General features: G+C 71.0%; 12 protein-coding genes. 7 read left to right on the top strand and 5 right to left on the bottom strand.

Annotation, left to right across the window (positions count from 1 at the left end):
* Positions 1 to 101: 101 nt before the first annotated feature.
* From tgmC to tgmA, 3 genes are read right to left on the bottom strand one after another with little or no spacing between them, the layout of a single operon-like run.
* On the bottom strand, positions 102 to 1,271 hold the full coding sequence (tgmC, locus tag ACZ61E_RS11050; RefSeq protein WP_469699283.1) for an ATP-grasp peptide maturase system methyltransferase: 1,170 nt from the start codon (positions 1,269 to 1,271) through the stop codon (positions 102 to 104).
* Positions 1,261 to 2,232 carry an ATP-grasp ribosomal peptide maturase gene (gene tgmB / locus ACZ61E_RS11045; protein ID WP_469699282.1) on the bottom strand — a complete coding sequence of 324 codons (972 nt, stop codon included), beginning with the start codon at positions 2,230 to 2,232 and terminating at the stop codon, positions 1,261 to 1,263. The genes tgmC and tgmB overlap by 11 nt, the downstream gene beginning before the upstream one ends.
* A gap of 1 nt (position 2,233) precedes the next feature.
* Positions 2,234 to 2,530: a putative ATP-grasp-modified RiPP gene (gene tgmA / locus ACZ61E_RS11040; RefSeq protein WP_469699281.1), complete on the bottom strand. Its 297-nt coding sequence runs from the start codon at positions 2,528 to 2,530 to the stop codon at positions 2,234 to 2,236.
* A gap of 114 nt (positions 2,531 to 2,644) precedes the next feature.
* On the opposite strand from tgmA, the gene ACZ61E_RS11035 reads away from it, so the two are divergent.
* From ACZ61E_RS11035 to ACZ61E_RS11025, 3 genes are all read left to right on the top strand, one after another.
* Positions 2,645 to 3,385 (top strand): helix-turn-helix transcriptional regulator, encoded by a 741-nt coding sequence (locus tag ACZ61E_RS11035; RefSeq protein WP_469699280.1) that lies wholly within the window; start codon positions 2,645 to 2,647, stop codon positions 3,383 to 3,385.
* 4 nt (positions 3,386 to 3,389) lie between these two features.
* On the top strand, positions 3,390 to 3,860 hold the full coding sequence (locus tag ACZ61E_RS11030) for an NUDIX hydrolase (RefSeq protein WP_469699279.1): 471 nt from the start codon (positions 3,390 to 3,392) through the stop codon (positions 3,858 to 3,860).
* Positions 3,861 to 3,958: 98 nt separating this feature from the next.
* Positions 3,959 to 5,602: a DNA repair helicase XPB gene (locus ACZ61E_RS11025; protein ID WP_469699278.1), complete on the top strand. Its 1,644-nt coding sequence runs from the start codon at positions 3,959 to 3,961 to the stop codon at positions 5,600 to 5,602.
* 515 nt (positions 5,603 to 6,117) lie between these two features.
* On the opposite strand, the gene ACZ61E_RS11020 is transcribed toward ACZ61E_RS11025, so the two are convergent.
* On the bottom strand, positions 6,118 to 6,327 hold the full coding sequence (locus tag ACZ61E_RS11020) for a hypothetical protein (protein ID WP_469699277.1): 210 nt from the start codon (positions 6,325 to 6,327) through the stop codon (positions 6,118 to 6,120).
* Positions 6,328 to 6,691: 364 nt separating this feature from the next.
* On the opposite strand from ACZ61E_RS11020, the gene ACZ61E_RS11015 reads away from it, so the two are divergent.
* Both ACZ61E_RS11015 and lspA read left to right on the top strand, forming a co-directional pair.
* Positions 6,692 to 8,824, top strand: a complete 2,133-nt coding sequence (locus tag ACZ61E_RS11015; RefSeq protein WP_469699276.1) for a HelD family protein — start codon at positions 6,692 to 6,694, stop codon at positions 8,822 to 8,824.
* 14 nt (positions 8,825 to 8,838) lie between these two features.
* Positions 8,839 to 9,747 (top strand): signal peptidase II, encoded by a 909-nt coding sequence (gene lspA / locus ACZ61E_RS11010; protein WP_469699275.1) that lies wholly within the window; start codon positions 8,839 to 8,841, stop codon positions 9,745 to 9,747.
* Positions 9,748 to 9,862: 115 nt separating this feature from the next.
* On the opposite strand, the gene ACZ61E_RS11005 is transcribed toward lspA, so the two are convergent.
* Positions 9,863 to 10,567, bottom strand: a complete 705-nt coding sequence (locus ACZ61E_RS11005; protein WP_469699274.1) for a copper homeostasis protein CutC — start codon at positions 10,565 to 10,567, stop codon at positions 9,863 to 9,865.
* A gap of 400 nt (positions 10,568 to 10,967) precedes the next feature.
* Here ACZ61E_RS11005 and ACZ61E_RS11000 point away from each other — a divergent pair, with 400 nt between their 5' ends.
* Together ACZ61E_RS11000 and ACZ61E_RS10995 are read left to right on the top strand one after the other, a co-directional pair.
* On the top strand, positions 10,968 to 13,214 hold the full coding sequence (locus ACZ61E_RS11000) for a heavy metal translocating P-type ATPase (protein WP_469699409.1): 2,247 nt from the start codon (positions 10,968 to 10,970) through the stop codon (positions 13,212 to 13,214).
* A 103-nt stretch (positions 13,215 to 13,317) separates the two neighbouring features.
* Positions 13,318 to 13,647 (top strand): leucine zipper domain-containing protein (locus ACZ61E_RS10995; RefSeq protein ID WP_469699273.1); only part of this gene is annotated, 330 nt, incomplete at its 3' end.

Here is a 13,647-nt window from a genome sequence, read left to right as displayed (position 1 = left end):
GCGGTACCCCGCCCACCCATCCGTTCCATTTCAGCGGCCATACGCCGCGCTTGCCCCCGACCCACCCGCCTACGCACCCGATGTTCCAGACAGCGCCCGAACTAGACAGGCAGGTCCCAGCCCGGCCCGTCGGGCGCCCCGAGCCACACCCGTTGGACGTCGGGCGTGATGGTCATTCCGAACTCCGACAGATGCGGGGAGCCGTGGCCCTGCCAAAGCGCGACCGACTCCTCGACCACGTTCCACAACTTGAGCGGGCCACGCTGAATCACAGTCCAGCCGCCGCCTTCCACAGGCCTTGTCCGTGCCTGTGACCCGGTGGCGACGTCGAGGAGGACCTGCTCCCCACCCACGCCAAGCCGCTCGGCCGAGGGCGCGGCAAGCTGCGCGACGAACCGGCAGACCCAGTCGTCCAACAAGGCGGGGTCGATCCTGCTCCGCCGCTCGTCACCCGGCAGCAGTTCGAGGGGGCCGTGCGGCGGTCGATCGTGCGGGCGGGCCATCATGAACGACGTGTATCCGGGCAGGAACCGGCCCCTGGCACCGCCTGCCCCGTCAGCGGTGAGGCGCACGAGACCGTGACCGAATCCCCACCCTGCAAGCGTGACGAGCAGGCTCCCTCCGTCCCTGATCTGCCCCAGCAGCCCGTACGGGACGTGCCGCATGGAGCAGAACGCGAGCACGACGTCGTACGGTGCCCTGCCCCCGTAACCGCGCAACCCGTCCGCGGTGATCAGGGCGGGCGCGTATCCGGCTTCAGCGAGCGCCTTTCGGGCGCGCTCGGCCACGGCGGGGTCTGTTTCGACGGCGATCGTGTTGTCTTCGCCGGTCACTTCGCAAACGTAGGCCGTCGACAGACCGGTACCCGCGCCAATGATCAGTGTCCGCTTCCCTGGTGCGGTTCCCGCTTGCTCGATCATCCGGAGGATGAGGCCGGGAAGGGTCGATGACGAGGTCGGAGTGCCGCCGACGACGGGGGTGGCTGCGTCTTCGGCCAGCACACCGTCGATTTGCGTGACCCATGTCGTGTTCTCGTACGCGAGGCGCGACCAGTCCTCAGCGGGAAGGGTGTCACGGTGAACGGGAGTCCATACGGTGACGCCCGGTGGTTCACTAGGCCGATAGATCGCTGGGCCGAGAAAAGTCTCACGGGGCACCGCGGCAGCGGCACGCCGCACATCCGGGTCGTGCAGCAAGTCGTCGTCGACGAGCTGCTCGACGAGGCGGTGGCGCAGAACGGCGGCGAATTCAGGGGATGGATCAGGAGTCATGGGGAGCGCCCATCTGTAGGGTATCGGCAAGTGCGCCTGAAATGGCCTGTACCGTCGGCTCGTCGACGAAGGCCCACTGTCCGTTTGGGTTGCATTCAAGGAACCACCACCGACCGTCCGCATCGAGAGCGAAGTCGAACGCGCCGAAGGCCAGCTCGAACATCTGAAGGTAGCGCTGGACGGCGGCACGGATGTCGCGCGGCACCGGGACAGGGGAACAGCTGATAAGGCGCTGGTCTTGGCGCCAGTCGAGATGGTCACCGTCGGTGTCGATACGGGTAGCGAACACCCGGTTGCCGACGGCCGCGAGACGGATGTCGGCGACCTTCGGTACGCACGCTTGGAACAGGTGCGGGCACCCGGCGATCGATTCGTCGAGGTCGCCTGAGCGGACGGCGTCGACCCAGATGGTTCGGTGCCTTCCGTCCTCGCCGGCCAAGTGCACGTCGTGCACCGGCTTGTAGATCACGTTCCGGTGTTCGGCCGCGAAAGTGCGGGCGTCTTCGGTCACGTTCGTGATCAAGGTATCCGGAACGGTCAGACCGAGACGGGCAGCGGCGGCGAGCTGTGCGGGTTTGTATCCGGCTGCACGGTTCCGGATGGGGTGATTCACGTGCAGGGCACCGGGCAGGGCCGTCAGCATCCCCGTGTAGCCGGTGCGGGACTGCTCGATACCGAATCGCTGCTCGGCCGTCTTGGCCTGTCCCGGGTCGCCGTACGGGGTGGGACGCCGCCAGTAGACCGAGCGAACCGCTGAGAGTTCGACGTGCCTGGTCGCTGTCATCAGGTCCCCGGTCAGTGGACCTGCACCGATGCGAGCACTCATATGTGCGGGGCCGGCGAAGTCGGTCGCCGGATCGAGCCGTACCGCTGGGACGCCCCGGCCGTACAGTTCGGTCAGTACCAGGTCTGCAGTGATGTCAGCGAGCGCGGTGATCACGAGAACCGCCGAGTCGGCCATATCAGTCCGGCACGTGGTCTTCGAGAGCGTCCGAGTCCGCCGGTGCGGGCGGCTGAGCGCCGCCGCCGTCGGCACCGGTCGCTGTTGGGGACGACGTGGACCGGTTGGTGCCGTGCCCGCCCATATCGACCCGCCGACCGTCGATGTCGAAGTACCGCGTCGTCTGAGTCGCGGCATCGATCCCGGTTCGGATGTACGGCAGTTCGACAGGATCAGGGTAGGAAGCCAGTCGTTTGATCGCCCACGGCTTCATCGCCGATCCGGCCGGACCGCTTGCGTGTCTCGTCGGTTCGCTCATGCCGTGATCATGGGGCTTTTCACCGGGACGCCGGAACCTCGTACGTTTCCCACTTCGGGACGTCCTGAAGCGAGTAGAACGTCCTTGGCAGCGTCCGAAGCGGGGAGCCACAGAGTGCCGAACGAACGACTGCGGGCCGCTTTGACGTCCCGGGGATGGACCCACGCCGACCTGGCCGAGGCGGTGGGGGTGGATCCCAAGTCCGTTGAACGATGGGTCAATCTCGGACGCACCCCTCGAAAGGTGACAGCCCTCAAGGCCGCCGAGGCGCTGGAGGAGGACGTACACGCGCTGTGGCCTTCACTGCGGCAAGGACGAACGACACAAACCGTCAGCCCGGAGCTGGTGGCGCTGTACGCACAGAGAGCGGATCTGCCCGTGTCGGTCTTCACGGAACTCCTCACCATGGCCCGTAGGCGGATCGACGTGCTTGTGTACGCGGCCGTCTTTCTTCATGAGGCCTATCCCCGGCTCAACGGCCTGCTGCGCGAGCGGGCCGCAGCGGGATGCCTGATCAGGATCGCCGTTGGCGACGCCGACAGCGTCAATGTGCGCCACCGAGGTCAGGAGGAGAGGTTCGGCCACGGAATCGAGTCCCGTTGCCGCCTGGCGCTCATGCACTACCGGTCGCTCGTCGATGTTCCGGGCATCGAGCTGCGTACGCACGGCACGACCCTCTACAACAGTATCTACCGAGCGGATGATCAGCTGCTGGTCAACGCCCACGTCTGGGGCGTCAATGCCTACGGCGCCCCGGTCTGGCACCTGCGGCGTATCAACGGCGGCAGCATGTTCGACACCTACACCGCAAGTTTCAACGCCGTCTGGGAGACAGCCCGGCCGGTGGAGGGATGAGGCCATGACACGGACCGAGTACTACGACGATCCCGACGCGCCCGAGCCGAACAGTATGGTCGTCGCCGCCTCGGCAGTGGTCACCGACGATCGGGGGCGCGTCCTGCTGCAACGGCGGCGGGACAACGATCTGTGGGCGCTGCCCGGTGGGGGGATGGACATCGGCGAGTCGCTGCCGGGCGCGGCCGTTCGTGAGGTCGGGGAGGAGACCGGTCTCGACGTCGAGATCACCGGTCTCGTGGGCACCTACACCGACCCGCGGCACATCATCGAGTACAGCGACGGCGAGGTGCGGCGGCAGTTCAACGTGTGTTTCACCGCGCGCGTGGTCGGTGGACGGCTGACCATCTCCGACGAGAGCACGGAACTGCGCTTCATCGAGACGGCCGAGATCGACTCCCTGCCCATGCATCACACCCAGCGGCTGCGCCTCCAGCATTTCCTGGAGCCCCGGCCAACGCCCTACCTCGGATAGCGCCGCCAGAAAGCCGGAGGCCCGAAAGGGGGCCCGATACGCCACACTGGACGTTTGGCCGTGGGAAGTGGCCGTACGAAGGACGGAAGGGCGCTGCTGTGAACGGACCTCTCATCGTCCAGAGCGACAAAACGTTGCTGCTGGAGGTGGATCACGAGCAGGCGGACGCCTGTCGGCGGGCCATCGCGCCCTTCGCCGAGCTGGAGCGGGCGCCCGAGCACATCCACACCTACCGGCTGACCCCGCTCGGGCTGTGGAACGCGCGGGCCGCCGGGCACGACGCCGAGCAGGTCGTCGACGCGCTCGTGGCGTTCTCGCGCTACCCGGTGCAGCACGCCCTGCTCGTGGACGTCGCCGAGACCATGGCCAGGTACGGGCGGCTCACGCTCTCCAAGCACCCCACCCACGGGCTCGTGCTGACCACCACCGACCGGCCGGTCCTGGAGGAGATCCTGCGGTCGAAGAAGGTCCAGCCTCTCGTCGGCGCGCGGATCGACCCGGACACCGTCGCCGTGCACCCCTCCGAGCGCGGGCAGATCAAGCAGACGCTGCTGAAGCTGGGCTGGCCGGCCGAGGACCTGGCCGGGTACATGGACGGCGAGGCCCACACCATCGAGCTGGACGAGCGCGAGTGGTCGCTGCGGCCGTACCAGAAGCAGGCCGTGGAGGGCTTCTGGCACGGCGGGTCCGGGGTCGTCGTGCTGCCGTGCGGGGCGGGCAAGACGCTCGTCGGCGCGGGCGCGATGGCGCGGGCGAAGGCGACGACGCTGATCCTCGTCACCAACACCGTCTCCGCCCGGCAGTGGAAGCACGAGCTGATCAGGCGCACGTCCCTGACCGAGGAGGAGATCGGCGAGTACAGCGGTACGCGCAAGGAGATCCGCCCGGTCACGATCGCGACGTACCAGGTCCTCACGGTCCGCCGTAAGGGCGTCTATCCGCATCTGGAGCTGTTCGACTCCCGCGACTGGGGCCTGATCGTCTACGACGAGGTGCACCTGCTGCCCGCGCCGGTCTTCAAGTTCACCGCGGACCTCCAGGCGCGGCGCCGGCTCGGGCTGACGGCCACGCTCGTACGGGAGGACGGCCGTGAGTCGGACGTCTTCTCGCTCATCGGGCCGAAGCGCTTCGACGCGCCGTGGAAGGAGATCGAGGCGCAGGGCTACATCGCGCCCGCGGACTGTGTCGAGGTGCGGGTCAATCTCACCGACAGCGAGCGTCTGGCGTACGCGACCGCCGAGCAGGAGGAGAAGTACCGCTTCTGCGCGTCGACGGCGACCAAGCGCAAGGTGACGGAGGCCCTGGTCCGGAAGCACAAGGGCGAGCAGACGCTGGTCATCGGCCAGTACATCGACCAGCTCGACGAGCTGGGCGAGCATCTGGACGCCCCGGTGATCAAGGGCGAGACGAGCAACGCGCAGCGGGAGAAGCTGTTCGAGGCGTTCCGGCAGGGCGAGATCTCGGTGCTCGTGGTGTCGAAGGTCGCGAACTTCTCGATCGATCTGCCGGAGGCGACGGTGGCCATCCAGGTGTCGGGCACGTTCGGTTCCCGGCAGGAGGAGGCGCAGCGGCTGGGCCGGGTGCTCCGGCCGAAGGCGGACGGGCACGAGGCGCGCTTCTACTCGGTGGTGGCCCGCGACACGATCGACCAGGACTTCGCGGCGCACCGTCAGCGCTTCCTCGCGGAGCAGGGGTACGCCTACCGCATCGTGGACGCCGACGAGTTGCTGGCCGGCGGCTGAGGCAGCGGCAGCGGGCGGAGGGCCGCGAGCCGCCGGCCGGGCGTCCGGTGGTGGTCCGTCGTGCGGCGGGGGCGGGGTGACGGGGGCGGCCATGGCCGGGGGGGGGCAGGCGGCGAATCGCCGGGACAGCCGGACGAGCAGGGCGAGGAGCAGCACGTTGCCCACGACCACGAGGGCCTTGAGCGTGGCGACCGGGAGCCAGGCAAGGCCGGGACGAACAGGATCGCGGCGAACGGCGGCGAGGTGGCGGGCAGTCGCCACTCGGTGACCGCGAACCGCTCGGCCACGGGGATCGGCAGGGCGAGCAGGGCGTACTGGGCCGGGCAGAGCGCGGTGAGTGCGGTGAGCGCGATCAGTGACAGGGCGAGTGTGCCAACTGCGAGGAGTGACCGGACAGTCACGGCCGGGAGCGTCACGGCGGCGACACTGGCCGATCGGGGCTCGTGCCAGGGCGCCGGTCAGCCGAGTAGCGTCAGGCGGATGTGCGTAGGGGCCCCGCGTGCACCGGCGCGTGCTCAGCGCATGATGCCCGCCTCCTCCCCGTACTCACCGAGGACGGCCACGCTGAACGCGGCGGCCACGAAGACCTTGACCGCCCGCAGCGCGTTGCCCAGGCGGTGCGGCGGGTGCGGGCCGGAGTGAGGGGCGGAACCGAGCGCCGTCGCCCCGCTGTGCGGCGGGCCGACGTCCACGGTCGGGGTCGGGGTGAAGGTCGCTGTACTCATACTTCAATGGTGCGTCCGGCGCGACCGGGGCACATCGCTCCGCAGGGGGAACCCGCCGCACCGTTCCGTACGCCTCCAGGGATACGGCATCCCCTACGGGGACTACGCCCGCGCCCCTGATCCCTCACCAGGGGCGGACGGAGGGGGAGCGGGGCCCGCGACGGGAGCGCCCCGGGAAAACCGTTCGCCCCGGCACCGCCCGCTGACTACAATCGCCCTCTTCTCCCGCCTCCCTTCCGAGGAGCGCTGCCGCCCGGTCGGAAACCGGGTGGCTGCCCTGACGTGATCCACCGCCGACACCGGCCGCCGCCCCGCCACCATCGGGTGGCGGCCCGTCGGCCTGCGTACATCCGGAGGCACCACCGTGTCCGCGCACGACCCCGCACCGCCCCGGGCCCAGCTCCCGGCCCAGGCGGCCGACGCCCACAGCGACCCGCTCGCCCGCGAGCGCGCCCATCTCGGCGCCTCGCGCGCCGCCCTGCGCTCCATGCGCGAGGACGTCCAGTCCCTCGACATCCGCGACGTGACGGCGAACTGGGTCAACGCGGCCGTCCTCGAATCGCAGATCGAGGAGCGCGTCAAAGCCCTCGCCGACCTCTCGCACACCCCGCTCTTCTTCGGCCGCCTCGACTATCTGCACACGGTCGGCGCCGAGGAGGCGGAGGGGGCGGAGGGCGAGCGCTTCTACATCGGCCGGCGGCACGTCCACGACGCCGAGGGCGACCCGATGGTCATCGACTGGCGCGCGCCCGTCTCGCAGCCCTTCTACCAGGCGTCCAGGAAGAACCCGCTGGACGTCGGACTGCGCCGCCGCTTCGGTTACACGGGCGGCGAACTGACCGCGTACGAGGACGAGCACCTCTCCGACCCGACGGAGACGGCCCGCACCGGCAGGCTCCTCCAGGCCGAGATCGAGCGCCCGCGCGTCGGGCCGATGCGGGACATCGTCGCGACGATCCAGCCCGAGCAGGACGAGATCGTCCGGTCCGGGCTCAGCGGCTCCGTCTGCGTACAGGGCGGCCCCGGCACCGGGAAGACGGCGGTGGGCCTGCACCGGGTGGCGTATCTGCTGTACGCGCACCGCGAGCGGCTGGCCCGTACCGGCACGCTGGTCATCGGGCCGAACGCCTCCTTCCTCCAGTACATCGAGCAAGTGCTGCCCGCGCTGGGCGAGTTGGAGGTGAAGCAGGCGACCGTCGACGAGCTGGTGGCCTCGGGACCCGGCCGGGTGCGGATCCTGGGCACCGACAGCGCGGCGACAGCGGTCGTCAAGGGCGACGCCCGGATGGCGCGGGTGCTGCGCCGGGCGGTCCGTTCGCACGTCACGCCGCCCACGGAGCCGGTGATGGTGGTGCGCGGCTCCCGGCGCTGGCGGGTGCCCGCGTACGAACTCGAAGAGCTGGTCGGGGAGTTGCTGGAACGCGACATCCGCTACGGCGCCGCGCACGACGCGCTGCCGCAGCGCATCGCGCACGCGGTGCTCGTACAGATGGAGAGATCCGGCGAGGCCCCCGACGACCGGGTGCAGGACGCGGTCGCCCGCAACCCCGCGGTGAAGGCGGCCGTGAAGGCGGTGTGGCCCGCCGTCGACCCGGCGAAGCTGGTGCTGCGGCTGCTCTCCGACGCGGACTTCCTCGGCGACCACGCGGAGGGGATCCTGACGGACGACGAGCAGAAGGCCCTGCTGTGGACGAAGCCGCCGCGCAGTGTGCGGACGGCGAAGTGGTCGTCGGCGGACGCGGTGCTGATCGACGAGGCGAACGATCTGGTGTCCCGTACGCACTCGCTCGGCCATGTCGTACTGGACGAGGCGCAGGATCTGTCACCGATGCAGTACCGGGCGGTGGGCCGCCGCTGCTCGACCGGCTCGGCGACGGTGCTCGGTGACCTCGCGCAGGGCACCACGCCCTGGGCGACGGCGAGTTGGGCGGAGGCGCTGGCGCATCTGGGCAAACCGGAGGCGGTGGTGGAGGAGCTGACGGCAGGTTTCCGCGTACCGCGTGAGGTGATCGCCTACGCGTCGCGCCTGCTGCCCGCGATCTCACCGGGGCTGACGGAGGTGGCGTCGGTCCGTGAGTCGCCCGGTTCGCTGGAGGTACGCGCGGTGGGGGCGGCGGCCCTGGACGAGGCGGTCGTGGGCGCGTGCGTGGAGTCGCTGCGTCACGAGGGGTCGATCGGTCTGATCGCGGCGGACGCCCGCGTCCCGGCGCTGGCCGCGGCGCTGTCGGCGGCGGGCCACTCGTATCTCGCGCCGGGCGAGGAGACGACGGCGGATTCCCGGCTCACGCTGGTCCCGGCGTCGCTGGCGAAGGGGCTTGAGTACGACTACGTGGTCCTGGACGAGCCTTCGGCGGTGGTCACGGGCGAACCGGACGAACGGACGGGCCTGCGCCGCCTGTACGTGGCGCTGACCCGCGCGGTCTCCGGCCTGACCGTGATCCACGGCACCCCGCTGCCGCCCCAGCTGGACACCGCCTGGGCGGGCCGGGCCGGGTAGGCGACACTGTCCGGGTGAACTCGAACGATGAGCCGTCCACGACGGACGTACCGGGGGCCCCGGGCCCGACCGCCGCGCCGGACGCCGGGCGTACGGCGGACGAGCCCCGCCCGGCCGGCACCGTGAGCGGCGACGACGGCGCGGGCGCGGCGGGGACTACGGACACGAACGCGTCGGACGCGGTCGGCACGGAGGGTGTGAGCGCCGCCGAACCGGTCGCGCCGGACGCCGGGCGTACGGCGGACGAGCCCCGCCCGACCGGCGCCGTGAGCGGCGACGACGGCGCGGCCTCAGCGCGGACGCGAGCCCCGGCGGACACCGCCCCCACACCCGGCGCCGGGGCGGAAACGACCACGCCGGCGGACCCGAACGACGTCGCCCCGTCCGCGCCGGACGCCGGCGGCGCCGGGACGGCGGCGGGCCCCGGCCGGCGGCTGTTCTGGTCCACCGTCGGGGTCGCCCTCGCGCTGCTGCTCGTCGATCAGGCGTCCAAGTGGTGGGCCGTCGGCGCGCTGGGGAACTCGGAGTCGATGGACGTCGTGGGCGATGTCATCCGGTTCTGGCTGGTCTACAACCCCGGCGCCGCCTTCTCCATGGGCACCGGGGTGACCTGGATCTTCACGATCTTCGCCGGGGTCGCCGTCGTCGCCATCGCCTGGTACGCCTGGCGGGTGCGCTCCACACCGTGGGCGTACGCGCTCGGGCTCCTTCTCGGCGGTGCCACGTCCCACTTCGGTGACCGGCTCTTCCGGGAGCCCGGATTCGCCCGCGGGCACGTCGTCGACTTCATCGACTACGCGGGGTTCTTCGTCGGCAACGTCGCCGACATCGGGATCTTCGTGGGCGCGGTGACCATCGTGGTGCTGTCGTTCAAGGGCATAGAGGCCGTCGACCGCGACCCGGTCGACAGTCCGGCGGACTGACCCCCGCACGTACCGGACGGGGCCGCGCACCGGGCCCCGTCCGGTCGCGCCACCCGGGGTGTCCGCGGAGTCCCGCCCGGCCCGCGGGCGTACGGCGGCGCTCCGCGGACACGCCCTACGCGTCGATCGCCTCGCGCCACTGCCGTACCGTCGCCGCGTCCACCGGCGCGTCCCAGCCGTTCGGCCGCGCCGCGCCGCCGATGTGGAACGCGTTCAGACCGCCCGCCCGCAGCCTCGGCAGATGGTCCAGCCGCAGGCCGCCGCCGACGAGGAGTTCGGGACCGTAACCGGGTTCGCCGAGCGCCGCGGACTCCGCCTCGGCCAGCAGCACCGGGATGCCCGCGTCGACCCCGCTCGCCGAACCCGCCGTGAGATACGTGTCCAGGCCGGGCAGGTCCGCGAGCTGCTTGCGCAGCGCGTCGCGGTCCGCCGCGCGGTCGATCGCCCGGTGGAAGGTCCAGCGGCAGGGGTCCAGCTCCGCGACGAGCCGTTCGACCGTGACGAGGTCCACATTGCCGGCGATGTCGAGGAAGCCGAGTACGAACTCGTCCGCGCCCTCGACGCGCATGGCGTCCACGCACTCGACCAGCACGTCCACCTCTTCCGGTGAGCCCGCCGAGAACCCGTCCTGGAGCCTCAGCATCACGCGCAGCGAGATGTCGACGGAGGCGCGGATCTTGGCGAAGGTCTCGACCGGCGGGGTGAGGCCGTCCGCCGCCATGTCGGTGACCAGCTCAAGTCGGTCCGCCCCGCCCGCCTGGGCCGCGACGGCGTCCTCGGCGCTGAGGGCGATCACCTCCAGGACTGCACGCTTGCTCATGGGAACCCATTTCCGTTCGGGAGGCTTGGGAAGCCGGGCCAGGACGTGGGACGACCGGTTCGGCGGTCGTCCCGGCGCAGATCTACAGGTCGGTCCCTATAGGTCTAGTCCAATAGGCAGCCTACGACGCCGCACGGCGCGCCCGCACCATCAAAGCTCCACCACACCACATCGGTCGCCGCCCCGCTGCCGGGTGCCGCCGCCCCGGCCTTGCCCCGAATAGGGGTGAGGGGTATACATGGAAGGGAGGGAAGATACCCCCTAGGGGTATTCAGCGGCGACGCGGAGGAGAATGGCAGTCATGAGCACCACACCGGCAACCGACACACCCGCCGGGGCCCCGGCTGCCACCGGCGCACCGGGCACCGTCACGGCCGACGTCGAGCTGGCCATCGGTGGCATGACCTGCGCCTCGTGCGCGGCCCGTATCGAGAAGAAGCTCAACCGCATGGACGGTGTCGAGGCGACCGTCAACTACGCGACCGAGAAGGCGAAGGTCACCTACGCGCGGGACGGCCTCTCCGTACAGGACCTGATCGCCACCGTCGAGAAGACCGGCTACACCGCCGTCGAGCCACCCCCACCCGTGCCGGCGGCCGGCGGCGGTCCGGAGGCCGGACCCGGCGCGGGCCCCGGCGAGCAGAGCGGCGCCGGGTCCGCCGGCGACGAACTGCGCACGCTGCGGGAGCGGCTGATCACCGCCGTCGTCCTCGCCGTTCCCGTCATCGCGATGGCGATGGTGCCGGCGCTCCAGTTCGAGTACTGGCAGTGGCTGTCGCTGACGCTGGCGGCCCCCGTCGTCACCTACGCGGCCTGGCCTTTCCACCGCGCCGCGTGGACGAACGCCCGGCACGGCGCGGCGACGATGGACACCCTGATCTCGGTGGGCACGTCGGCGGCGTTCGCGTGGTCGCTGTGGGCGCTGTTCTTCGGAACGGCGGGCACCCCCGGGATGACGCACCCCTTCGAGCTGACGATCGCCCGGGGCGACGGTGCGGGGAACATCTATCTGGAGGCGGCGGCCGGTGTCACCGCGTTCATCCTGGCCGGGCGGTACTTCGAGGCCCGGTCCAAGCGCAAGGCCGGCGCCGCGCTGAGAGCGCTGATGGAGCTGGGGGCGAAGGAGGTCACCGTCCTGCGGAACGGCCGCGAGACGACCGTCCCGACCGCCGAACTCGCCGTCGGGGACAGGTTCGTGGTCCGGCCCGGCGAGAAGATCGCCACCGACGGCACCGTCACCGAGGGCACCTCCGCCGTCGACACCTCCATGCTCACGGGCGAATCCGTCCCGGTCGAGGTCGCACCGGGCGACACCGTCACCGGAGCGACCCTCAACGCCGGCGGGCGTCTCGTCGTCACCGCCACCCGGATCGGCGCCGACACCCAGCTCGCCCGCATGGCCCGCATGGTCGAGGACGCGCAGAACGGCAAGGCCGCCGCCCAGCGGCTGGCCGACAGGATCTCCGCCGTCTTCGTCCCCGTCGTCATCGCCCTCGCGCTGGGCACCCTCGGCTTCTGGCTCGGCAACGGATCGGGCCTCACCGCCGCGTTCACCGCCGCGGTCGCCGTCCTCATCATCGCCTGCCCCTGCGCCCTGGGACTGGCGACCCCCACCGCCCTGATGGTCGGCACCGGACGCGGCGCACAGCTCGGCATCCTCATCAAGGGCCCCGAAGTCCTCGAATCGACCAGGAAGGTGGACACGGTCGTCCTCGACAAGACCGGCACCGTCACCACCGGCCGGATGACCCTCCTGGGCACCCGCACCGCCCCCGGCACCGGGGAATCGGAACTGCTGCGGCTGGCCGGCGCCCTGGAGCACGCCTCCGAGCACCCCGTCGCCCGCGCGATCGCCGCCGGCGCCACCGAGCGCACCGGGCCCCTGCCCACCCCAGAGGACTTCGCGAACCTCCCCGGCCTCGGCGTCCAGGGAGTCGTCGAGGGCCACGCCGTACTCGTCGGACGCGCGAAGCTCCTCGCCGAGTGGGAGATCCACCTCCCCGGGGAACTCACCGCCAGGAAGGAGGAGGCGGAGCGGCAGGGCCGTACCGTCGTCGCGGTCGCCTGGGACGGGGAGGCGCGCGGCATCCTCGAAGTCGCCGACGCGGTCAAGGAGACCAGCGCCGAGGCCATCGGCCGTCTGCGCGGTCTCGGTCTGACACCCATCCTGCTCACCGGCGACAACAGGACCGTCGCCGAAGCCGTCGCCGCCGAGGTCGGTATCGAACCGGGAGACGTCTTCGCCGAGGTGATGCCCGAGGACAAGGTGGATGTCGTCAAGCGCCTCCAGGGCGAGGGCAGGTCGGTCGCGATGGTCGGCGACGGAGTCAACGACGCCGCCGCGCTCGCCCGGGCGGACCTCGGCCTCGCGATGGGCACCGGCACCGACGCCGCCATCGAGGCCGGCGACCTCACCCTCGTCACCGGCGACCTCCGCGCCGCCGCCGACGCCATCCGGCTCTCCCGCCGCACCCTCGGCACCATCAAGAGCAACCTGTTCTGGGCGTTCGGCTACAACGTCGCGGCCCTCCCCCTGGCCGCCGCCGGACTCCTCAACCCCATGATCGCGGGCGCGGCCATGGCCTTCTCCTCCGTCTTCGTCGTCGGCAACTCCCTGCGGCTGCGCGGCTTCAAGGCGTCCGGCTAGGTGTATTGCTCATGAGCGTTGTTGACGCTCGGTAGGTCTTGATCATGGCGAAGACCTCCGGTGTGGTGGGAGCTGTCTAGGAACTCACCGCACGGAGGTCTTCGTGTCCCACCGTAATGCCCGGCTGACCGTCTTCGGTAGGCGACTGCTGGTCGAACGGGTCCGCTCGGGCCGCCCTGTCGCGCACGTCGCAGCCGAGATGGGTGTCTCACGGGCCACCGCGTACAAGTGGATGAGCCGATGGCGGGCCGAAGGTCCGGCAGGGCTGCACGACCGCTCCAGCCGGCCGCACACCACGCCGCACCGGACCCCGGCCGACATCGAGGCCCGGGTGTGCGACCTGCGCCAGACCCGCAAACTCGGCCCCGCGAGGATCGGCCCGATACTCCGCCTCCCGGCCTCGACCGTGCACCGGATCCTGACCCGCCACCGG

The organism is Streptomyces sp. NPDC104581, assembly GCF_055583685.1.
This window is presented reverse-complemented; position numbering and strand designations above follow the sequence as displayed.